The following is a 20,176-nucleotide window of genomic DNA, read 5'->3' on the forward strand; positions in this document are numbered from 1 at the left end:
CGAACTGTTCGAACTTGTCGGTGGACAGGCGCACAATCGGGCCATGACCGTACGCCTGAATCCCTACATCAGCTTCGCCGACAACGCCCGCGAGGCGCTCGAGTTCTACCGGGAGGTGCTGGGTGGGGAGCTGGAGATCTCCACGTTCGAGGGCATGCCGCCCGAGATGATCGACCCGTCCGAGACCGGCAAGGTGATGCACGGCCAGCTCACCACACCCGACGGTCTTACTCTGATGGCCGCCGATACCCCGGCCGGGATGCCCCGCACCGTGGGTGACGACATCAGCGTCTCGCTGTCGGGAGACGATCTGGCCAAGCTCACCGGGTGGTGGGAGAAGCTCTCCGGCAGCGGCCAGGTGACGGTGCCTTTCGTGCAGGCTCCGTGGGGCGACACCTTCGGCATGTGTGTCGATCGGTTCGGCGTGAAGTGGTTGGTCAACGCCTCCGCGAGCTGACGGCCCGGAGGCCCGCCGTCGTGTGAGGGAACGGCCAGCGGCCACCCTTGCGTGAGTTGCACGGTCTGCACGCTGGTCGGAGATTGCTCAGGGAATCCGGACCGCCCTTGGACAGGGGCTTCACGTGGTCGACGGTGCGCGGACGTTCCGGGCTGAAGGGTGCGCCGCAGATCCAGCACCCGCTCCACAGTGACATTCGAGCACTGAGCTGCTCGGCGGTGAATTCGATGGTCGGCGCGGCCCTGAGCCGTGCGGCTCGTCGGTGGCGTTCACGACGACCGTTCTCGGGGTTGTTTCGGTACCAGTCACGCTTGCGTGCCTGTAGCGCCGCGAGTCGTTCGGGGTCGTCGCGATACGCACGATGCAATGCGAGCACGTGGTCGCGGTTGTCCCGGTACCACCGCCTGTAATAGTCGGATTGTGCGGCAGCCCGCGTTCGTCGGCGACGTTTGAACTCTTCGGTCCTGCTCCGGTCCCGATCACGTGCGATGTAGCGGTCTCGATGTCGCTCGCGCGCCTGTCGCGCGCGTTCGGCAGCTCCGGTGTCGGGGTTGCGGCGGCGGTACTCACGGGAACGCGCAGTCTGGCACCGCCGGCAGTAGCGGAATGGGTTCGGACGATCGCGTCGCCAGTAGAAGCTCGCGAGAGGCAGTTCCTGCCCGCAGTCGATGCAAACCTGTGTCTGATCCATCCCGACCTCGTCTCCGCTGGGCGGCTCCCTGCACTGGTACTCTCGCTTCGCGCCCCCCTAGCTCAATTGGCAGAGCATCCGACTTTTAATCGGCTGGTTGTGGGTTCGAGTCCCACGGGGGGCACCGCCTCTCCTCTCATGGTTGCGACTACCACTGACAGGTTCAGTGGGCACGGTCGGAAGCAGGGCGCGCGGGGCGGGGCGGTTCACGCTGATCGCGGATATCCAGGACCTGACCAGGCGATTTGGGAAGTTGCTAGGATGTGCCATAAGCTATCCCAGCTCCCAACGGAACACGGAAGCGGTGCGGAGAACGGCTTTCAGCCGTCCGAAGCGAGCCCCCTTCGTTTAGTGGCCTAGGACGCCGCCCTTTCAAGGCGGTAGCGCGGGTTCGAATCCCGTAGGGGGTACGTCGCAAGACGCAAAATTGCATATGGCCCTGTGGCGCAGTTGGTTAGCGCGCCGCCCTGTCACGGCGGAGGTCGCGGGTTCGAGTCCCGTCAGGGTCGCCATCCGAGTTCTATGAACTCGGCGGTGACGGTTTTACCGGCACGGCCAGGTAGCTCAGTTGGTACGAGCGACCGCCTGAAAAGCGGTAGGTCGCCGGTTCGATCCCGGCTCTGGCCACAAGCAAGACCCCCTGTTCTCAGGGGGTCTTCTTGTCTCTACGGCCGGGTTGCGGCGATGTGCTGCCGTACCGCGGGCACGACCGACCCCCACACCGCCGGCGGCGGGATCTCGTGGCCCACGCCGTCGAGCCGGAGCAGCGATGCCCCCGGAATCATCCGGGCCAGAGCCTCCCCGTGTCCGAGCGGGAACATCGGATCGTCGGCGCTGTGGATCACGAGCGCGGGAGCACTGATCGCCGACGGATCGGCCGATGCGCCCTGCTCGGCCACGAAATGATTGTTCATCGACGATTCCATCGACGCCGTGCGCCGGACCTCGGCGGTCGCAAGGGCCCGCACGCGCGGCTCGTCGAACCGCCCGGGCGCGGCGTACGGACGCTCGACCTCCACCCGGTAGTCGATCACGGCCGCCTCGTCGGTCCAGTCCACCTCGGGCGGCGGTTCCTCCCAGGTGGCGGCCACGGCAGCACTCGGCGGCGGCAACGGCCCGGGATCGCCTCCATTGGGGCTCGACTCGACCAGCGTCACCGACAGCACACGCTCGGGTGCGTGGACGGCGAGACTCTGGGCGATGCCTCCACCCATCGACATCCCCATCAGGTGCGCCCGCTCGATCCCGAGCGCATCGAGGAGCCGCAGCGGATCCCGCGCGAGGTCGTCGCCGGTGTACTCGGGGCGTCCCGGCGGCGACGCCGAGGATGCGCCGGTGTCGCGGTGGTCGTAGCGGATCACCTGGAGATCGCCGTCGGCGAGCAGGTCGCAGAACTGCGGCATCCACCAGTCCATCGACTGGCCGCCGCCGGCGACGAGCAGGAGTGCGGGCGCCGTGGCCGGGCCGCGCCGGTCGATCGCGATGCGCACACCGTCGAGGTCGAGGATCTGCACGGGAACGCTCCTGCCGTCGACCCCCGCTTCCACGGTAGACCTCCTGAACCCCGTCAGCCGGTGAATCGGAAGTGCACCGCGGCGCCGATCGGCAACTGGGCGAGCAGGTCCAGATGGTGCGGGGCAACGGTGCCGATCACCGGGTAGCCACCCGTGGTCGGGTGATCGGCGAGGAAGGCCACCGGCAGGCCCGATGGCGGTACCTGGATGGCTCCGGTCACCAAGGCCTGGCTCTCCAGGTCGCCGTTGCGCCGCGCGAGGGGCTCGCCCGCGAAGCGCACGCCGATCCGGTTCGAGTCGGGCGTCACGGTCCAGGGGTGGGAGGTGAAGTGGGCCAGGGATTCCGGTGGGAACCATTCGCCGTCGGGTCCGGGGATCACGTCGACGACGGTGCCCTCCGTCGCCGGGACGGCGGCCGGGGCCTCGGGTGCGCCGACCGCGGTGCGGGGCTGCGGTCCCACTGGGAGGAGGTCGCCGGTGGCGACGGGCGGCGGTCCGAGGCCGGACAGGACGTCCGTGGCGCGGCTTCCGAGCACGGCCGGCACGTCGATGCCGCCGCGCACCGCGAGCACCGTGCGCAGGCCCGCATCGGGCGGGTCGATCTCCAGTACTTCGCCGGCCCAGAGTGGAAATGCGGTGGCGCGGGGCACGATCCGGTAGCCCTGATCGGTGGTCACGGCCACCACGGCATCGGCGCCGGTCACCGCGAGCACCTGATCGACCTCCGAGGAGAGCACGAGGCCACCGGTGTTCTCCAGGGCCGCCGCCCCCGCGGGGTTGCCCACCAGGCGATTGGCCTGCTCCAGGGCGCTGCGGTCGGCGGCGCCCGAGCGGGTGATGCCCAGCGGTGCGTAGCCCTCGCGGCCGAGGTCCTCGATCAGCGTCTGCATTCCCGTCGCGTGGATGCGCAGCGCACCGTCGGGCGCCTCGGGGGCGGGGAGCGTCGCCTGCGGGACCACGAGGTGTTCCCGCACGGCGCGGAACCGGACCCGGGTGCCCGGGACCAGCAGGGCGGGCGGATCGCGATCGAGGTCCCACAACGGCGCGTCGGTGCGGCCGATCAGTTGCCATCCGCCGGGGGAGGGGCGGGGGTACACGGCGGAGTACTCCCCGGCCAGCGCGACGGTGCCGGCCGGCACCCGCACGCGCGGGGAAGCGCGTCGCGGGATCGCCGGACCGTCGAGATCGCCGCGCAGGTAGGCGAACCCGGGGGCGAAGCCGACGAAGCCCACGTGCCACTGCTGGTCGGTGTGCCGGCGGATCACGGTGTCGATGTCGGTGCCCGTCGTGCGGGCCACCTCGTCGAGGTCCTCGCCGTCGTAGACCACGTCGATGTCGATCACCGGGCCGGACAGTGGCGCGGGCGGCGGGATCGATACCCCGCGCAGCGCCGTGGTGGCGGCGGTGGTCTCGGCGACGCTCGCGAACATCACCGTGACGGTGGCGCCGCCCGCGACTACCGCGCGCTGTCCCGGTAGCGGCGCCTCGACGAGTGCGCCGCGAAGGGATTCGACCGATTCGGCCGGTACCCGGACCTGGAGGGCGGTGCCGCCGAGGCGGCGGATATCAGTGGGCCGCATCGGTGTGCGGTGCACCGGCCATGAGTTCGAGGTCCTCCTTCTCGTCGGGGTCGCGGCCCAGGATCATGCCGGCCACGGTGACCACGGCGGCCACGGCCACATAGGCCGCGATCGACACCCAGGTCCCGGTGTTCTTGTAGATCACGGTGAACAGCAGCGGAGCCATCGCGCCGCCGACCACTCCGGCGAAGGTGTAGGCGAGTGAGCTGCCGGAGTAGCGCAGGCGGGCGGGGAACTGCTCGGTGATGAACGCGGCTTGCGGGCCGTACATCAGTGCGTGCAGCATCATGCCCACCACGATGCCCACGGTGAGCAGTACCCGGCTGTCCTGGCCGATCAGGGTGAACAGGATCGGCACCCAGAGGGCGGTGAGCACGGCGCCGATGCCGTACACCAGCCGCCGGTTGATCCGGTCGGTGAGCCAGCCGGCGAAGGGCATCACGAAGATCTGCGTGGCCGAGCCGAGCATCACGGCGGTGAGCACCTCGCTGGTCTGGTAGCCCAGCTGTTTGGTGGCGTAGGTCGCGAGGAACACGGTGAGCAGCGAGTACAGGACGTCGGGGCACACGCGTGAGAAGGCGGCGGCGATGAGCGCGCGGGGATGGGTGGTGACCACCTCGGTGACGGGCGCGGCGGGCGGCTCCTCCCGGGCCAGGAGGGCCTGGAAGACCGGCGTCTCTTCGAGTTTGAGGCGGATGATCAGGCCGAAGGCCACGAGGACGGCCGAGGCCAGGAAGCCGACGCGCCAGCCCCAGTCCTGGAAGGCTTGGTCGCTGAGGAAGGCGGCGAGCGCGGCGAGTACGCCGTTGGCCATGAGATTGCCCACCGGAACGCCGATCTGGGCCGCGGAGGCCCAGAAGCCGCGACTGCGGGGATCGGCGAACTCGCTGGACAGCAGGACCGCGCCGCCCCATTCGCCGCCCACGCCGACTCCCTGGGTGAAGCGGAGCAGCACCAGGATGACCGGGGCCACGATCCCCAGGGTGGCGTGCCCGGGCAGGAGGCCGATCAGCACGGTTGCGACGCCGATCAGCAGGAGCGTGGCCACGAGTACGTTCTTGCGGCCGATCTTGTCGCCGAGGCGGCCGAAGACGATGCCGCCGATGGGGCGCGCGAAGTAGCCGACCGCGAAGGTGGAGAAGGAAGCCACCAGGCCCATGTACGGGTCGTCGGAGGGGAAGAAGACCGCGGGGAAGACGACGGCGGAGGCCACCGAGTACAGCGCGAAGTCGTAGTACTCGAGCGAGGTACCGGTGAGGCTGGCGATGTACGCCTTGACGGCCCCGGGCGGCCGTTTCTGTGCGGGTTCGACGCTGGTCATGAGGGGTGGCCTTCCTCCAGGAGAGTCCGCTACGGGTCGGCGGTTGGGATCACCGTAGGCGATTGTTGAACAATCCGCGCGCTGTATCGTCGGATTTGTTCAACAACTTCTGGAGCGGGGGTGGTCGTGGACACCGAGCGACGGCGCGGACATGCCGCGATCGGGGCGACCGAGGCCCTGCGCTCGGCCATCGTGGGTGGCGATCTGCTGCCCGGCGAACGGCTGCGCGAGGAACCGCTGGCGGCGGAGTTGCAGGTCTCGCGGAACACCCTGCGTGAGGCGATGCGGGTCCTGGCCCATGAGGGACTCATAGTGCATGCGGCGAATCGCGGTGCCACCGTGACCGTCCCGACGGTCGAATCGATCCGCGACCTCTACCGGGTGCGCCGCACCGTGGAGGTGTACACGCTGCGGTCGGCCGATCCGGGGCAGCCCGCCGCGGCGCGGATGCGCACCGCGGTCGATACGGCGATGGCCGCCGCCGCGCGCGATGACTGGCGCGCGGTGGGCACCGGCGATCTCGAATTCCACCGGGCGATCGTGGCTCTCGCGGACAGTCCGCGACTCGATGCGGTGCTGCAATCGCTCCTCGCCGAGTTGCGGCTGGCCTTCGGCGTGGTCGACGATGCGCGGGCGCTGCACGCTCCGTTCCTGGCGGACAACGCCCGGATTCTCGAGCGGTTCGAGAGCGGCGACAGTGCTGGCGCCGCCTCCGATCTCGAGGACTACCTCGCGCGGTCCGAGTCCCTGGTGGTCGCCGCGCAGGCCGCCCGCGCGGTCAGGTGAACTCGGCGGCGCAGTCGTCGGACACCGGGAGGGACTGGCAGGCGAGGCGGACTCCGTTGCCGAGCTCGTAATCGTCGAGGGTGTCGTTGACCAGCATCCGCACCTCGCCTCGCCGGAGCGTGAACGCGCAACCGCCGCAGTTCCCCTCGCGGCACACGTAGGGAGCGTCCAGACCCGCCGCCAGGAGCGTGTCGAGGAGTACCTGCTCGCGGGGCCACGCCAGGGTCGAGGTCGCGCCGTCGAGGTCGACGGTGACGGTGGCCGCGCCGTCGGCGGAGGCCGCTGAGGCGGGGAGGGGGTCGTCGAACGGATCGACCGCGAGCGAGGCGAAGGCCTCGCGGTGGATCTGCCCCGCGCCGATCCCCGCCGCCTCGGCGGCGGCCGCGGCGGCGTCCATGAATCCGGCGGGGCCGCACAGATAGGCGGCCCCGGCGGTCGACGGAACCGCGTCGCGGAGTGCTGCCGCGGTGGGGAGGCCGCGGTCGGCCTCGAACCAGTGCACGATGCGGAGTCGATCCCCGTGTGCCGCGGCGAGATCGGCCAGCGCCTCCCGGAAGATGACCGACGCGGCATCGCGGTTCGCGTACACGAGCGTCACACGCAGCGGCGATGAGGCGAGCGCGGTCCGCAGGATCGACATGATCGGCGTGATCCCACTGCCCGCGGCGAACAGCACGGGCTCCGCGGAATGATCGCGCACGGTGAACGTGCCGCCGGGGCGGAGCGCCTCCATGACCAGCCCCGGTTTGGCGTTGTCGCACAGCCAGTTCGAAGCGTAGCCACCGTCGACCCGCTTGACGGTCACCTGGAGCTGCTCGTCGAGCCCGGGGGCGCTGGAGAGCGAATAGCAACGCGGCGCCCAGGATCGCCCGTCGTCCGGTGTGCCGGGGACCCGCAGGGTGAGGAACTGTCCCGGCCGGTAGGCGAAGGCATCGCCCTCCGGCCGGGCGAAGACGATCGAGATCGCCTCGGCGCTCTCTTCGATGACGTCGATGATCTCGAGCGGATGCGCCCGGGTGGTGCGTGACTCCACGGATGAACCCCTTCTGTCGTCTGCGCCGAACGGTACATTTCTTACCGTGCCATTGACAACTGGCACGGTATCTGGTGGTCTGAGGCGATGAACAGCAAGGCAACGGCTCCGCCGGTCCCCACCGGTTCGACCGCTCGCGCCGAGGTGACCGCACTGGCCACGCGATACGGATTGGGCGTGGTCAGCGGCCTGATCCCGATGAACCCGATCGGCGTGCGCGTGGCCCGCGGACTGGTGGCGAGCATCATGGGCGCCCTGGGCTCCACGCCCCGGGGAACCCGCGCCACCGCCGTCCGCACCCCGAGCGTCCCCGGCGAGTGGGTACTCGGCCCCGGGGTCCGGTTCGGCCGCCGCGCCGTCTACTACATCCACGGCAGCGCCTACGCGATCTGCTCGGCGCGCACCCATCGCAGCCTCGCCGCCCGGCTCAGCACGGTGACCGGACTACCGGTGTTCGTCGTGGACTACCGGCTCGCGCCCGAGCACCCGTTCCCGGCCGCGGCGGACGATGTGGCCGCGGGCTTCGACTGGCTCCTCACGCAGGGATACGCCGCCGACGACATCGTGATCGCCGGCGACTCCGCGGGCGGGCATCTCGCCTGCGACCTGCTCCTGCACCGGGCCGCGGATGAGCGGCCACAACCCGCCGCGGTCGCACTCTTCTCGCCGCTCATCGATCTCACCTTCGGGCTCGCGGCCCGGCAGGAACGGATCCGTCGCGACCCCGCGATCTCGGCGGCGGCCGCGCGCGGGCTCGTGGACCTGTACACCGCCGGGATCGCCGAGGACCACCCGCGTCTCCGGCTGGAATTCGCTCTCGCCGAACGGCTTCCGCCCTTCCTCATTCAGGTGGGCGGCGCCGAGATGCTCTCCGCCGACGCCCGCTACCTGGACGAGCAGCTGCGGGCACACGGCGGCAGCAGCACCCTCGAGGTGTGGCCCGGCCTCATGCACGTCTTCCAGGCGCTGCCCCGTCTGGCCCCCGAGGCCGATGCCGCGCTGCTCCGCGTCCGCGACTTCCTCGCCAGCACCGACCGCGCCGCGGTCTCCACCGATTCGAAGGCGGTCTCCTGATGATCCCGGGCATCGATCGACTCCTGCACCGCCTGGTGCGCAACCCGGTCTCCGCGGAGGCCCGCGCCGTGGTCACCGGTGCCGGCAGCGGCATCGGGCGCGCCTTCGCGCTCGAACTGGCCCGCCGCGGCGGCGAGGTGATCTGCGCCGATATCGACGAGACCCGCGCGAAGGAGACCGTTGCGCTGATCGCCGCGCAGACGGGGCGCACCGCGCACCCCGTCGCCTGCGATGTCGCCGACCGCGCGCAGGTCGAGGCGCTGGCGGCCCTCACGCGCACCGTCTTCGACGGTCCGCCCACCCTGGTGATCAACAACGCCGGCGTCGGCATCGGCGGCCGGCCGGTCGGCGAGATCGGCCTGGAGGACTGGGGCTGGGCGCTCGGCATCAACCTGTGGGGTGTGGTGCACGGCTGCGAGCTGTTCGCGCCGATGCTCCGCGAGGCCGGACGGGGCGGCATCATCAATGTGGCCTCCGCCGCGGGATTCGCCGCGGCACCGTCGATGGGGCCGTACAACGTCTCCAAGGCCGGTGTGATGTCGCTGTCGGAGACGCTCGCCGCGGAACTGGCGGGTTCCGGGATCGCCGTCACCGTGCTCTGCCCGACCTTCGTCAAGACCAACGTGGCCAAGGACGGACGGATCACCGAGGGCAGCCAGAACCTCGCCGGGAAGCTGATGGCGCTCACCGGCTTCTCGCCCGACCAGGTGGCCGCCTCGACCCTTGACGCGAACGATCTGGGCCGCCTGTACGTGCTCCCGCAGCTGGACGCGAACGTGATCTGGCACCTCAAGCGCCACTTCCCCGTCCCCTACGCGCGCGGTCTCGGCCTGATCAACCGGCTGCTTCCCGCCTCCTGAACTCACTCCGCCCGAAAGGAACTCACCATGGCCATGGATCTCGACAACATGCTGCAGATGATCAAGGACCGCCAGTGGTCCCTCGCCGACATCGACTGGGATGCGCCGGGCGCCGAGCTCATCGACCCGGAGCTGCACGCCAAACTCAAGCCCTTCCTCTCCGACCTGATGTGGATCGAGAACGTGGGCGCCCGCGGTTTCGCCGCCATGGCGAAGAAGGCCCCCACACCCACGCTCAAGAGCATCTACGAGCACTTCCACGCCGAGGAGCAGAAGCACGCCAACGCGGAGCTCGCGCTGATGCGCCGCTGGGGCATGCTCGACGGCGACGAGATCCCCTCGCCGAACGTCAACGTGCAGCTGGTGATCAACTGGCTGGACAAGCACTCCGACGGCATGTCGCTGTCGTTCCTGGGCACGGTGATCCCCATGCTCGAGGTGGCGCTCGACGGTGCCCTGATCAAGTTCATCACCGATGAGGTCAAGGATCCGATCGCGCAGGAGGTGTTCAAGCGGATCAACGCCGACGAATCCCGGCACCTCGCCGTCGATTTCGAAGTCATGGACATGCTGGGCCACGCCGACCTGCGCAAGCGCACCATCGATTTCGTGGGCGGGTGGATCAAGCCCTCGCTGCTGATCGGCTTCCTCAGTTACGTTCCGCTGCTGAACAAGATGCGCGACAACATCGTCGACATGGGCGTTGACGAGGAGCGTCTGTACGGAGCGATGAAGCGATACAAGAGCGTCGGCGAGCGCAGCGAGTTCGTCCGCCGTCTCCCCATGTTCCGGGTGGTGGCCTGGCACGGCGGCTGGGTGGTCAAGCGCTCCAACCGGCTGTACCACGTTCCCGCGGACGCGCTGGTGAAGGCTACCAGCCTGATTCCCTTCCCCCTGGTTCACCGCACCCCCACGTGGTCGCAGGAACTGACCTACGAGCCGACGGCCTGAGAGGAACTCCGTGAGCATCTCCGTAGCCATCATCGGCGCCGGATTCGCGGGCATCGGCGCCGCGATCCGACTCCAGGACAAGGGCATCACCGATTTCGCGATCTTCGAGCGCGATACCCGCGTGGGCGGCACCTGGCGGGACAACACCTATCCCGGTGCCGCCTGTGACATCCCGTCGCGCCTGTACTCCTACAGCTTCGCCCCGAATCCGGACTGGTCCCACACCTACTCCGGGAGCGGGGAGATCCTGTCGTACATCGACAGCATGGTCGAATCCGCCGGCCTGCGCCCACACATCCGGTTCGAGCACACCGTGACCGGGGTCGAGTACGACGCCGACACGGGGGAGTGGACCGTCTCCTTCGACGGCGGCCGGGCGCCGGTCCGGGCCCGCTCCGTGATCGTGGCCTCCGGCCCCCTCGCGAACGCCTCCTTCCCCGACATCCGCGGCATCGAGGACTACGAGGGACACACGATCCACAGCGCCCGCTGGGATCACGACTACGACTTCACCGGCAAGAAGGTGGCCGTGGTGGGCACCGGCGCGAGCGCCGTGCAGATCGTGCCCGAGGTGGTGCGCTCGGCCGCGTCGGTGAAGGTCTTCCAGCGCACACCCGGCTGGGTACTGCCCCGGATCAACACGGAGACCGGCGAGTTCACCAAGCGGATCTACCGATCCATCCCCGGCGCCCAGCAGCTGGCCCGCGCCCTGTGGTTCTGGGGGCACGAGTCCGTGGCGCTCGGCGTCGTGTGGAACACCCCACTCACCCGTGTGGTGGAGGCCGTGAGCAAGCTGCACCTGCGCTCCCAGGTCAAGGACCCCTGGCTGCGCCGCCAGCTGACCCCCGACTTCGCCGCCGGATGCAAGCGCCTCCTGATGACCAGCGACTACTACCCCGCCCTGCAGCGGGAGAACTGCACGCTGGTCACCTGGCCCATCGCGCGGATCGCCCCCAAGGGAATCCGCACCGTGGAAGGCATTGAGCACCAGTTCGACTGCATCGTCTTCGCGACCGGATTCGACGTCTCCAAGGCGGGCACCCCCATCCCGATCACCGGTCTCGACGGCCGCGTGCTCGCGCAGGAATGGAGCCGCGGCGCCTACGCCTACCGCAGTGTGGCGGTGTCCGGATACCCGAACCTGTTCTTCACCTTCGGGCCCAATTCCGGTCCCGGGCACAGCTCGGCGCTGGTGTACATGGAAGCGCAGATCGACTACATCACCGATGCCATCGCGCAGCTCATCGGCAACGGCTGGAAGGCGCTCGACGTGCGCCCGGAAGTGCAGGACGAGTACAACCGCGACATCCAGCGGCGGCTCACCGCCACCACCTGGAACTCGGGTTGCCAGAGCTGGTACCTCACCGACGACGGCTTCAACGCCACCATGTTCCCGGGCTTCGCCACCCAGTACGTGGGGCAGCTGCGCCGGGTGGATCTGCGCGACTTCCGCATCCTGGTGCGCGAGGACGCCGGACAGCCGGTCGCCGCCGGATAAAGTGCAGGGATGACCGAGTACCGGATCGACGACCTGGCCCGCGTTTCGGGGACCACGACGCGCAACATCCGGGGCTATCAGGAGCGCGGCCTGCTGCCCCAGCCGCTGCGGCGCGGCCGGGTGGCGATCTACACCGAGAAGCACCTGCGCAACCTGCGGGCCATCAACAAACTGCTCAGCAGCGGGTTCACGCTCAAACACATCGCCACCTTCCTCACCAATCCCACTGCCCGAATCGGTGACGCGCTCGAACTCAACGAGATCCTCGACGAGCCCTGGGCCACCGCGGAGCGCCCCCGCTACACGCGCGACGAGCTCGTCGAGCGGTTCGGCACGCTCGGTGACGACGACATCGCCACGCTGATCCGGGCCGGCATCGTCACCGAGACCACGGATCCGGGCGTCTACGAGGCAGTAGACAGCGGCATCATCGGCAACCTCGCCCGGCTGGTGCACCGCGGCATGGACCTGGCCGTGCTCGCCGACGTCCAGGAACGGTTCGCGCGGAAGATCAACGAGGCGGCGGAGATCCTGATGACCGCCGCGCACGACGAGGTGGACCGTCGACGGGGCCCGGGCTGGCTCCCGGAGTCCGAGGACGATGTGGCCTGGGCCGTGAGCCTGCTGGGCGCCATGCGGCGCGCCGGCACGGAGAACGCGCACGCCGCGCTCGACCGCGCCCTGGACGCCGCACTCGACAATGAGCTCCGTGCCCACCAGAGGGCCGTCGACGACCGGACGGGCGCGGACCGTCAGGCGGAGTAGCTCAGGGCTGCAGCCAGCGTCGTGACCGCGGCGAGCGCGCCGGCTTCGAGGGCGATGGCCCGGCGGGTCAGGGTGACCGGAGCGGTCCGGGCCCGCGCCGTGGTGGTCCGGCGCTGCCACCATCCCACGCCGAGCAGGGCCGCGAAGGCGATCGCCTTGACCACCAGCAGCACGAAGTACCGTGAATCCACCGCGGGTGAGCGGATCACCGCCGCCGCGATCCCGCTCCCGCCCAGCAGCGCCACCGCGGGGAGCGCCCACCGACTGAACTCGGCGAGCGCCGCCGACCACTCGGCCCGGCCTCGCAGCACCAGCGGCATCGCCGCCAGTCCGCCGAACCACCACGCCGCTGTCACGACGTGCACCGTGACCACGGCGGCACCGACCGGCGAGAGGCCGAGGTGCCCCGTCGCGGGGCCGGCGGCCAGGCCGATCGCGGTGACGCCCAGCGCGATCCCGACGGGCATGCGGCGCCCGGCACCGGCGAGCAACACCCCGGCGGCCGCCGTGACCGCGGCGGCGGGCACCGTGCGCACCTCGGCGGCGAGGCCCGCCGGGTCCACCCGCCACAGCGCGATCCCCGACCGGCCGGCTGCGGTCGCCAGCAGGTTGAGCGCGGCGAACCCCGCCCAGGCGACCCCGAGCCGGGTGACCCAGCGGGCATCACGCGGCGGGAGGCCGCGAAGGTCCGCAGGAACAGCACCCCCAGCGCCAGCATGCCGCACAGGTCGGCGGCCGCCCGGAAGGCGACGGCGGTCACGAGGCCGCGCGGCGACGGCGCCACCGCACCCCGGCCGCGGCGAGCGCGGCCACGGCACCCGCTACCACCGCGATGCCGAGCACCGACGAGCCCCGTCCGGATGTGGACTCGGCGCCGGACGCGGGGCGGGCGCCGCCGTCGGTGGTCAGCGTGAAATAGGTACTGCCGGACACGGCGTGGCCGTCGGCGGAGGTCACCCGGTAGGTCACGGTGTACTCGCCCGGCCCGCCGAGCCCCACGAGATCGGCCCGCAGTTCCGCGCCGGTCAGCTGCGTGGAGCCGGTGGTCCACACATCGGTGGCGGCATCGGGTCCGGTCACCTGCACCTGGCGCGCACCGTCCACGAGCGGCTCGTTGAACCGCAGGGTGATCGCGCTCGGGGCCTGTGCGACCGAGGAACCGGCGGCCGGAGTCGCCTCGACCAGGGTGGCGTGCGCGGAGGCGGACGGGAGCGCGAGGCTCATCTGGAAGGCCACGAGCAGCAGCGCGGCGAAGCCGCGGGCGAGGCCGGTCATGCGCGCCCCCGTCCGCCGCGACGGAAGGCAAGGGCCGCGGCGAGCGCCGCGACCGCGAGCGAGACACCCGCCAGGACCCACGCCGAATGCGCCGTATCCGCGGCACCCGAGGCCGCCGCGGCGGTGTCCGCGGGTGGCGTCAGCACCGGGCTCGGGTGTTCGGGTTCGGTCCCGTCCGCGGCGGTGGGCTGGTCCCACCGCACCTGCGTGCCGTCCGAGTACGACTGGGTGGCGGGCAGGGCGACGGTGCGGTCGGGGTACGGCGCCACGGCGACGGCGAAGTCGCCGTACTGTCCCGGTCCGATGCCCGGGGCCCCGGGCGCGGTGGTCCACGTGACGCTTGCCGGCGTCCCGTCGGCGCGCCGGTCGATCGTGGACGTCCAGCCGGGGATCACCGCGGCACGCACCGATTTCAGGCTCGGATCGAGCTGCATGGTGAGCGCGGTGGTGGCGGCGCCGGTCGCGGATTCGTTCGGCACCCGGACGATCACGGTGCCGGTGCCGGTGCGGCCGGGCGTCCCGTCGGGGGAACGGACGGTGACGTGCGCGCCCGACGGGGCCGCGACGGCCAGGGCGAGGACGACGGCGGCCGAGCCGGCCGCGAGCGAGCGGTGCAGGAGTGTGGTCATGTCTTCTCTCAGTTCGAATTCGAGTGTGATGCGGGCGCGGAGGGGGCGGCGGTGCGCGGCGAGGTGCCGTCCGCCGTGACCAGGAACTGGCCCATCATTCCGGCGTCCTCGTGGGTGAGCAGGTGGCAGTGGAACATGTAGGAGTACAGCGGATCCGAGTAGTCCTCGAACCGCATGACGAGCGTGGCGCGGTCACCGGGAGCGAGGTACACCGTGTCCTTCCAGCCGCGTAGTTCGGGCGGCGGCGCACCGTCGTTGAAGGAGATGACCTGCAACTGCACATCGTGCACGTGGAAGTTGTGCGGCCAGTTGTCCACGTTGCGCACCGTCCACACCTCCGTATCGCCCTCACGGGCGGTGAAATCGATGCGGTTCATGTCCATCTGCTTGCGATTGATCATGTGCCACTGCAGGTCGAACCGACGGCGCGCCGCGGTCGCGGCGGGGGTGAGTGGAGCGATCGCGGCCAACGTCGACGGCAGGGCGGGGGAGGCCGTGACACCGCCGGAACGGAGCGTGAGTACGTCGAGCGTGTCGTCGAAGCCGAAGCGGGCCGCGATGTCCCGGTCGACCCGCCCGCGGTGCGCGGCGTCGGCGGGGAAGGACTGCAGCCGCACCGCATCGTCCGCCCGCATCTCGATCACGATCTCGGCGCGTTCGCCGGGGCTCAGGAAGATCCGGTCCATGCGCACCGGCGCGGCCAGCAGGCCACCGTCGGTGCCCACCAGGGTGAAGCCGCGGCCGTCCGAGAGGCCGAGGAAGTAGCTGCGACCCGAGGAGCCGTTGAGCAGCCGCAAACCGGATCCGGCTCCGCTGCGCATCGAGGTACGCGCCCGCGATCCCGTTGGTGATGATCGTCGGCCCCGTCATCCCCACGGCCTCCGTGAGCGTCTCGTCGAGCTGCCCCGCCGGGGTGAACCGGCGGTCCTGGATCACCACGGGGATGTCGTCCACCCCGTACTCGGACGGCAATCCGGCGGGGCCGTCGCCGTCGAGCAGGAAGAAGCCGGACAGGCCGCGGTACACGTGCCGCTCCGTGGCGCCGTGCGGATGCGGGTGGTACCAGAGCGTGGCCGGGTCCTGCCGGATCGTCCACTCGGTGGTCCAGGTGGCGCCGGGCGCGATCGGCTGGTGCGGCCCACCGTCGCTCTTCGCGGGCAGGTGCATGCCGTGCCAGTGCACCGTGGTCTCCTCCGGGAGGGTGTTGCGCACCCGCACGCGCACCTTCTCGCCGTCCCGGGCCCGCAGCGTGGGCCCGAGCACCGCGCCGTTGAAGCCCCAGGTGCGGGTCGCCCGGCCCGGCGTCAGCTCGGCGGTGCCGGCCTGCGCGGTGAGCTCGAACAGCCGCGCACCGTCGGCATCGGTGCGCGACGGGGCCAGCGGCGGCACGGGTAGGCGCCGCAGACCGTCCGGCCCGGTGCCGTCCCTGGCCGAAGACGACGGGAAACGCACCAACGAGCACGCGCCGGCCAGCGCCGGCGCCGCGACGAGCGCGGTGAGCAGGGAGCGCCGCGTGACCGTTCGGCCTGCGGCGGTGGTGATCTCGTTCATGCATCCATCGTCGGATTTCCGGGGCCCCTGATTCCTCCGCCCGCGGTACCGACCCGGACCGCCGATTCCCACCCCGCGACCCCTTGTGGACGGCTACTCGATCTGCTATCGAGCCGGTACGGTCGTCAGGTGATGGATGCCATGGACGGGATCCGCCGGATGCGGTGGGTGCGCTGGGTGCCGCTGGTGGTGACGCCGGTGCTGCTGCTGGCCAGTACCTACCCGGGGCGATTCCACGTGTCGCCGCTGTACTGGGTGCTCTCGCTGCTCGCCGCGGCGATCTTCGCCGTGGGTGAGCGCCGCCCGCTCGCCACCTCGCTGGCACTGTCGGTGATCGGCGGCGTGCTGCTCGCCCAGGAGGCGTGGGGGATGTCGGGGCTGGTCCCGTACCTCGCTGTGATCGCCCTGCTCGACCTCGCCGCGCGGGGCCGCGACGGCCGCTCCATCGCGTTGGGCACCGCGGTGTGGGCGGCGGCGGTCGTGCTCCACGCCGTGACCGATCCGTACGGCCGATCCGGCGCCGCCCAGCTGGCGGTGCAGGTGCTGGCGTACGTCGGACTGCCCCTGGCCGCGGGCCTGTACCTGCGCAGCCGCATCCAGCTCGCGCACCAGGATCGCCTGCGGATCGCCGCCGAACTCACCGGAGCACAGCAGACCGAACGCGCCGCGCTCGCCCGGGAACTGCACGATCTGGTGGCGCACCACATGGCGGCGATCATCATGCGGGTGGGCGTGGCCCGTACCCGCACTCCGGACGGCGAATCCAAGGCCGTGCTCGACGATGTGCACGCCACCGCCTCCGAGGCGCTGGGCAACATCCGCAGCCTGCTCACCGCGATCCGCGCCGATCAGGTGGGCTCGCCCACCGAGATCGCGGACGTGCGCGGCGAACTACTGGGGGCCGTCGAGCGTACCCGCGCAGCGGGATTCGCCGTTACCGACTCCATCGAACTCGACGACGACGCATTGGATGCGATCGGCTCGCTCACCCTGGTGCGCGTCACCCAGGAGGCGCTGACCAACGTGATGAAGCACGCCGCACCGGGATCCGCGGTCGAGCTGCGGATCGCGCAGACCCCCACCGAGGTGATCGCGCAGGTGCACAGCGATCTGTCCGGCACCCCGCAGCGCGGGTCCGGGCACGGACTCGACGGCATGTCCGAACGCGCCCGGCTGGCCGGGGGAGTGCTCGACGCCGGGCCGCAGGACGGTGGCTGGTCGGTCCGGCTCGTCGTCCCGACGCAGGAGGCCCGACGATGATCCGCGTCCTGATCGTGGACGACCAGCGGCTGATCCGCGACAGCCTGCGCATGCTGTTCGACGGTGCCGAGGACTTCGAGGTGGCCGGCGAGGCCCGCGACGGCCAGCAGGCCGCGGACGAATTCGCCCGCACCCGGCCCGATCTGGTGCTCATGGACCTGCGAATGCCCGGTGCCGACGGCATCGTGGGAATCACGCACATCAAGGCGCAGGACCCGGACGCCGCCGTCGTGGTGCTCACCACCTTCGACGACGACGATCACCTCTACCCCGCGCTGCAGGCTGGGGCGGCGGGCTTCCTCGCGAAGGACATCGCCCCCGAGGAGTTGCTGGATGCGCTGCGGCGCACCCTGGCCGGCGATGTTCCGCTCTCACCCGCCACCGTCAAACAACTGATCGGGCAGGCGCTGGTGGCCCGTACCGACACCCCGGCGAGTCCGGCAGTGCCCGCCGCCGAGTACTCGCTGACCGCGCGTGAACGCGAGGTACTGGCGCTGATCGGGCAGGGGATGTCGAACGCCGAGATCGCGGCCGAACTGCACCTGGCCGTGACGACCGTGAAGTCGCACGTCACCAACCTGCTGGCCAAGACCGACTCCAGCACTCGCCTGCAGCTGGCCCTGCTCGCCGCGCAGTAGCGGTCGACGGGCCGAGGTTCGGATCCGTCAGGGGTAGGGCAGTGTGGCGGCGTTGCGGATACCGAGCTGCACGGCCATCGCCTGTACTTCGTCGGTCTGTTCTTTGACCATGGACATCGCTCGCTGACGCACTGTGGGCGATGAGCTACTGCGTTGCACCGCGGCGGCCATGTCGATCCCGCCCTGATGGTGCCGGGTCATCAGTTGCAGGAACAGGATCTCCTGCTGGACACCCGACGCATTCGCCATGGTGGTGAGGTCCTCGCTCGTCGCCATCCCCGGCATCGAGTGACCGGCAGGCATGTTCGCCATGTCGTGGGTGGTGGGCGCGGCGTTCGGCGGCGTTGTCGTCATCCAGGCCATCGGGTTCGGGTTCTGGAGGGGCCGGCCGAGGATTTCCAGCCAGCCCATGAGGATTCCCGATTCCCGCGACTGCGAGTCCTTGATCTGTTGTGCGATGCCGCGGACGTCGGCCGCAAGGTCCGGACGCAGCAGCTCGATCATCTGCGTCGCCTGCTGGTGGTGCATCAGCATGTCCTGCGCGAAGCCGATATCGGAGGTGCTCAGTTGCTGGGGCCCTCCGGGTGCCTGCGTGCGCGGTCCGTCGTTGCTGGACGCCGAGCATCCGACCGTGAGCCCGGCGAGGGCCGCCACGATCATCGCGACGAGCAGAACTGCGAGCCGATTACCGGTGGTGGACGAGTTCATCGGGGTGAGTAAGCCTTCGGGTCGATACGCAGCCGCATGAAGCCGTTGTCCATGCAGCTCACCATCAGATCGTTGCCGCGGAATTCGGGTGGCGACATGCACCAGTCGGCGGACAGGTCCGCGCCGAGCAGGCGGCTCTGGTCGTTGATGATCCCGTTCACGGGCGCCTGCCCCTGCAGGATCGAGCGGGCGATTTGCAGGGTGTTCAGGATGGGCGGCGCCACGATCGAGCCGAGCAGCGCATGCGTGGAGTTCGGGAGTTGAAGGTTCTTGCCGGTCTGGGCAGGTGGATTGAAATAGGCGATCTCGCGGATCCTGTCGGGGTCGCGGATGTCGAACACGCGGATACCGGATTGGATCCAGCCGCAGGCCATCGCGGTCGGCTCGATCGGTCGATCGATGGAACAGTAGTGGGCGTCGTAGCCGAAGACGCCGTTCGACGTGGCGCTCTGCGCCCACCGGTTCGCGTTCTTGGGCAGGTTGATCTCCAACTTGATCTGATTGCGCAGCTTCAGGTTCGACAGATCGCTGAGCGCCAGCAGCTTGACCCCGCCGGAGCCGGCCTCGTCGACCACGTACACGTAGGGTTTGCCGCCGTAGGTGGCGTAGATGCTGTGCTGGGTGATGATCCCGTCGAGCCAGAACTGCCGGCCCACGTGGGGCACCGGTGCGGTGACGACGGTCCGCGGCTTGCGGTCCTGGATCGCGGAGACGTCGATCACGGTGATGCCGGCGACCGTCGAGGCGTACAGCTGGCGACCATCGGGTGAGAAGCCCACGCCGTGACCGAAGATGCCGGTGCTGCCGGACCACACGACCATCGGATTGGCGGGATCGGTGATATCGACCGCGCTGAGGTGACCGGCGACGGGGCCGGACGCCCAATAGGTCTTCCCGTCCGGAGAGAAGTCGCCCTCGTGGGTGGTGATCGGGATCGGCATACCCAGCGCCGTTCCGGTGCCGGGATTGAGTAGTCGGGGGCGGGTGCAGTCCGTGGCGATGTCGTAGATCGCGATATATCCAAAGCCGATACCGACCGGCACCGAGGTGCCGACCAGGAGGCCGCGTTTCGCGTTGACCTTGAGCGATTCCCAGGTGCCGGTGACCACACCGAGCTCGTTGAGCGTGGCCGTCTGTTTCGGGTTCTCCGGCACGGAGTTGTCGATGACCCGGACGCCGGGACCGTGACTACCGGCGAAGTTCGTGGGGAACGTGGTCGAGACGTACGAGCAGTTCTTGTAGCTGGGGCTGACGATTCCGGCGCCGTCGCCCTGGTACTGCCCGACGAGGTCGATGTTGCAGTTGTAGCCCTTGGTGCTTCGGCCGCTCTTCCGGTCCTCGAGCGGGACATCGCCCTGAATCCCCTTCTCGGCCCGGTCGCCGGCGCGACAGTCAGCCCTGCCGACGGCCCTGTCCCAGACGTCGACCGATTGGTTGTATCCAGCGGGGGCCGCCTGGGCCTGCGCCGCGACCACCCCCAGCGGCGCGAGAAGGATCGCGACCAGCGCTATCCGCGCCACGAGCGTGAGCGATCGACTGGACCGCGGCCGATCAGAACTTCGCACAAACATCGATTCGGGAACGT

Annotated in this window: 20 protein-coding genes, 4 tRNA genes and 1 pseudogene; 13 read left to right on the forward strand and 12 right to left on the reverse strand. The window is 70.1% G+C overall.

Features of this window, described 5'->3' with window-relative positions; translation table 11 throughout:
- The first annotated feature begins 43 nt into the window (after positions 1–43).
- Positions 44–457, forward strand: coding sequence for a VOC family protein (locus TTY48_RS12930; protein ID WP_220657881.1), 414 nt, complete (start codon positions 44–46; stop codon positions 455–457).
- Here the strand turns inward: TTY48_RS12930 and TTY48_RS21490 are convergent.
- The gene (locus TTY48_RS21490) at positions 438–1,148 is read right to left on the reverse strand and encodes an HNH endonuclease (RefSeq protein ID WP_220657882.1); all 711 of its coding nucleotides are present in this window, start codon (positions 1,146–1,148) and stop codon (positions 438–440) included. The genes TTY48_RS12930 and TTY48_RS21490 overlap by 20 nt on opposite strands.
- Positions 1,149–1,199: 51 nt before the next feature.
- On the opposite strand from TTY48_RS21490, the gene TTY48_RS12940 reads away from it, so the two are divergent.
- The 4 genes from TTY48_RS12940 to TTY48_RS12955 all read left to right on the forward strand — a co-directional run bounded on the left by TTY48_RS12940 (position 1,200) and on the right by TTY48_RS12955 (position 1,775).
- A tRNA-Lys gene (locus TTY48_RS12940) sits at positions 1,200–1,272 on the forward strand.
- 213 nt (positions 1,273–1,485) lie between these two features.
- Positions 1,486–1,558 (forward strand) — tRNA-Glu (locus tag TTY48_RS12945).
- 25 nt (positions 1,559–1,583) lie between these two features.
- Positions 1,584–1,660 (forward strand) — tRNA-Asp (locus TTY48_RS12950).
- A 41-nt stretch (positions 1,661–1,701) separates the two neighbouring features.
- Positions 1,702–1,775: transfer RNA gene (locus TTY48_RS12955), tRNA-Phe, on the forward strand.
- Positions 1,776–1,813: 38 nt separating this feature from the next.
- On the opposite strand, the gene TTY48_RS12960 is transcribed toward TTY48_RS12955, so the two are convergent.
- From TTY48_RS12960 to TTY48_RS12970, 3 genes are read right to left on the reverse strand one after another with little or no spacing between them, the layout of a single operon-like run.
- Positions 1,814–2,695 (reverse strand): alpha/beta fold hydrolase, encoded by an 882-nt coding sequence (locus TTY48_RS12960; RefSeq protein WP_255585661.1) that lies wholly within the window; start codon positions 2,693–2,695, stop codon positions 1,814–1,816.
- A 20-nt stretch (positions 2,696–2,715) separates the two neighbouring features.
- Positions 2,716–4,242, reverse strand: coding sequence for a 5-oxoprolinase/urea amidolyase family protein (locus TTY48_RS12965; protein WP_220657883.1), 1,527 nt, complete (start codon positions 4,240–4,242; stop codon positions 2,716–2,718).
- A complete protein-coding gene (locus TTY48_RS12970; RefSeq protein WP_220657884.1) occupies positions 4,229–5,563 on the reverse strand; it encodes an MFS transporter in 1,335 nt (444 codons plus the stop codon). Before TTY48_RS12970 ends, TTY48_RS12965 begins: the two co-directional genes overlap by 14 nt.
- A gap of 126 nt (positions 5,564–5,689) precedes the next feature.
- Here TTY48_RS12970 and TTY48_RS12975 point away from each other — a divergent pair, with 126 nt between their 5' ends.
- Positions 5,690–6,349 (forward strand): GntR family transcriptional regulator, encoded by a 660-nt coding sequence (locus TTY48_RS12975; RefSeq protein WP_220657885.1) that lies wholly within the window; start codon positions 5,690–5,692, stop codon positions 6,347–6,349.
- On the opposite strand, the gene TTY48_RS12980 is transcribed toward TTY48_RS12975, so the two are convergent.
- Entirely contained in the window at positions 6,342–7,382 is a 1,041-nt protein-coding gene (locus TTY48_RS12980; protein WP_220657886.1) for a ferredoxin--NADP reductase, read from the reverse strand. The genes TTY48_RS12975 and TTY48_RS12980 overlap by 8 nt on opposite strands.
- An 87-nt stretch (positions 7,383–7,469) precedes the next feature.
- Here TTY48_RS12980 and TTY48_RS12985 point away from each other — a divergent pair, with 87 nt between their 5' ends.
- From TTY48_RS12985 to TTY48_RS13005, 5 genes are read left to right on the forward strand one after another with little or no spacing between them, the layout of a single operon-like run.
- Positions 7,470–8,456 (forward strand): alpha/beta hydrolase, encoded by a 987-nt coding sequence (locus TTY48_RS12985; protein ID WP_220657887.1) that lies wholly within the window; start codon positions 7,470–7,472, stop codon positions 8,454–8,456.
- Positions 8,456–9,316: an SDR family NAD(P)-dependent oxidoreductase gene (locus TTY48_RS12990; protein WP_220657888.1), complete on the forward strand. Its 861-nt coding sequence runs from the start codon at positions 8,456–8,458 to the stop codon at positions 9,314–9,316. The genes TTY48_RS12985 and TTY48_RS12990 overlap by 1 nt, the downstream gene beginning before the upstream one ends.
- 27 nt (positions 9,317–9,343) lie before the next feature.
- Positions 9,344–10,267: a ferritin-like domain-containing protein gene (locus tag TTY48_RS12995; protein WP_220657889.1), complete on the forward strand. Its 924-nt coding sequence runs from the start codon at positions 9,344–9,346 to the stop codon at positions 10,265–10,267.
- A gap of 10 nt (positions 10,268–10,277) precedes the next feature.
- Positions 10,278–11,765 carry an NAD(P)/FAD-dependent oxidoreductase gene (locus TTY48_RS13000; RefSeq protein WP_220657890.1) on the forward strand — a complete coding sequence of 496 codons (1,488 nt, stop codon included), beginning with the start codon at positions 10,278–10,280 and terminating at the stop codon, positions 11,763–11,765.
- Between the two features lie 9 nt (positions 11,766–11,774).
- Positions 11,775–12,530, forward strand: coding sequence for a MerR family transcriptional regulator (locus TTY48_RS13005; protein WP_220657891.1), 756 nt, complete (start codon positions 11,775–11,777; stop codon positions 12,528–12,530).
- Here the strand turns inward: TTY48_RS13005 and TTY48_RS13010 are convergent.
- The 5 genes and pseudogenes from TTY48_RS13010 to TTY48_RS21365 form a co-directional block, all read right to left on the reverse strand.
- Positions 12,518–13,255: a CopD family protein gene (locus TTY48_RS13010; RefSeq protein ID WP_220657892.1), complete on the reverse strand. Its 738-nt coding sequence runs from the start codon at positions 13,253–13,255 to the stop codon at positions 12,518–12,520. The two genes, TTY48_RS13005 and TTY48_RS13010, sit on opposite strands and share 13 nt — an antisense overlap.
- 31 nt (positions 13,256–13,286) lie before the next feature.
- Positions 13,287–13,805, reverse strand: coding sequence for a copper resistance CopC family protein (locus TTY48_RS13015; protein WP_220657893.1), 519 nt, complete (start codon positions 13,803–13,805; stop codon positions 13,287–13,289).
- Entirely contained in the window at positions 13,802–14,434 is a 633-nt protein-coding gene (locus tag TTY48_RS13020; RefSeq protein ID WP_220657894.1) for a DUF1775 domain-containing protein, read from the reverse strand. Before TTY48_RS13020 ends, TTY48_RS13015 begins: the two co-directional genes overlap by 4 nt.
- Positions 14,435–14,442: 8 nt before the next feature.
- Positions 14,443–15,255 carry a multicopper oxidase family protein gene (locus tag TTY48_RS21360; RefSeq protein ID WP_255585662.1) on the reverse strand — a complete coding sequence of 271 codons (813 nt, stop codon included), beginning with the start codon at positions 15,253–15,255 and terminating at the stop codon, positions 14,443–14,445.
- A 229-nt stretch (positions 15,256–15,484) separates the two neighbouring features.
- Positions 15,485–15,985: pseudogene (locus tag TTY48_RS21365) on the reverse strand (multicopper oxidase domain-containing protein); the annotation flags it as partial.
- Positions 15,986–16,117: 132 nt separating this feature from the next.
- On the opposite strand from TTY48_RS21365, the gene TTY48_RS13030 reads away from it, so the two are divergent.
- Both TTY48_RS13030 and TTY48_RS13035 read left to right on the forward strand, forming a co-directional pair.
- Positions 16,118–17,245: a sensor histidine kinase gene (locus TTY48_RS13030; protein WP_255585759.1), complete on the forward strand. Its 1,128-nt coding sequence runs from the start codon at positions 16,118–16,120 to the stop codon at positions 17,243–17,245.
- The gene (locus tag TTY48_RS13035; protein WP_220657896.1) at positions 17,242–17,883 is read left to right on the forward strand and encodes a response regulator transcription factor; all 642 of its coding nucleotides are present in this window, start codon (positions 17,242–17,244) and stop codon (positions 17,881–17,883) included. Before TTY48_RS13030 ends, TTY48_RS13035 begins: the two co-directional genes overlap by 4 nt.
- Positions 17,884–17,910: 27 nt before the next feature.
- On the opposite strand, the gene TTY48_RS13040 is transcribed toward TTY48_RS13035, so the two are convergent.
- On the reverse strand, positions 17,911–18,591 hold the full coding sequence (locus TTY48_RS13040) for a DUF305 domain-containing protein (protein WP_220657897.1): 681 nt from the start codon (positions 18,589–18,591) through the stop codon (positions 17,911–17,913).
- Positions 18,588–20,156: an LVIVD repeat-containing protein gene (locus tag TTY48_RS13045; protein ID WP_255585663.1), complete on the reverse strand. Its 1,569-nt coding sequence runs from the start codon at positions 20,154–20,156 to the stop codon at positions 18,588–18,590. Before TTY48_RS13045 ends, TTY48_RS13040 begins: the two co-directional genes overlap by 4 nt.
- Positions 20,157–20,176: the final 20 nt, after the last annotated feature.

It is taken from the genome of Tsukamurella sp. TY48 (genome assembly GCF_019656655.1).
In the GTDB taxonomy this organism is placed as follows: domain Bacteria; phylum Actinomycetota; class Actinomycetes; order Mycobacteriales; family Mycobacteriaceae; genus Tsukamurella; species Tsukamurella strandjordii.

What these genes read in the sequence shown, in the direction of transcription:
- TTY48_RS12930 (WP_220657881.1), top strand. Translation starts at nt 44, where the DNA reads ATGACCGTACGCCTGAATCCCTACATCAGCTTCGCCGACAACGCCCGC.
- TTY48_RS21490 (WP_220657882.1), bottom strand. Translation starts at nt 1,148, where the DNA reads ATGGATCAGACACAGGTTTGCATCGACTGCGGGCAGGAACTGCCTCTC.
- TTY48_RS12965 (WP_220657883.1), bottom strand. Translation starts at nt 4,242, where the DNA reads ATGCGGCCCACTGATATCCGCCGCCTCGGCGGCACCGCCCTCCAGGTC.
- TTY48_RS12970 (WP_220657884.1), bottom strand. Translation starts at nt 5,563, where the DNA reads ATGACCAGCGTCGAACCCGCACAGAAACGGCCGCCCGGGGCCGTCAAG.
- TTY48_RS12985 (WP_220657887.1), top strand. Translation starts at nt 7,470, where the DNA reads ATGAACAGCAAGGCAACGGCTCCGCCGGTCCCCACCGGTTCGACCGCT.
- TTY48_RS12990 (WP_220657888.1), top strand. Translation starts at nt 8,456, where the DNA reads ATGATCCCGGGCATCGATCGACTCCTGCACCGCCTGGTGCGCAACCCG.
- TTY48_RS12995 (WP_220657889.1), top strand. Translation starts at nt 9,344, where the DNA reads ATGGCCATGGATCTCGACAACATGCTGCAGATGATCAAGGACCGCCAG.
- TTY48_RS13005 (WP_220657891.1), top strand. Translation starts at nt 11,775, where the DNA reads ATGACCGAGTACCGGATCGACGACCTGGCCCGCGTTTCGGGGACCACG.
- TTY48_RS13015 (WP_220657893.1), bottom strand. Translation starts at nt 13,805, where the DNA reads ATGACCGGCCTCGCCCGCGGCTTCGCCGCGCTGCTGCTCGTGGCCTTC.
- TTY48_RS13020 (WP_220657894.1), bottom strand. Translation starts at nt 14,434, where the DNA reads ATGACCACACTCCTGCACCGCTCGCTCGCGGCCGGCTCGGCCGCCGTC.
- TTY48_RS21360 (WP_255585662.1), bottom strand. Translation starts at nt 15,255, where the DNA reads ATGCGCAGCGGAGCCGGATCCGGTTTGCGGCTGCTCAACGGCTCCTCG.
- TTY48_RS13030 (WP_255585759.1), top strand. Translation starts at nt 16,118, where the DNA reads ATGGATGCCATGGACGGGATCCGCCGGATGCGGTGGGTGCGCTGGGTG.
- TTY48_RS13035 (WP_220657896.1), top strand. Translation starts at nt 17,242, where the DNA reads ATGATCCGCGTCCTGATCGTGGACGACCAGCGGCTGATCCGCGACAGC.
- TTY48_RS13040 (WP_220657897.1), bottom strand. Translation starts at nt 18,591, where the DNA reads ATGAACTCGTCCACCACCGGTAATCGGCTCGCAGTTCTGCTCGTCGCG.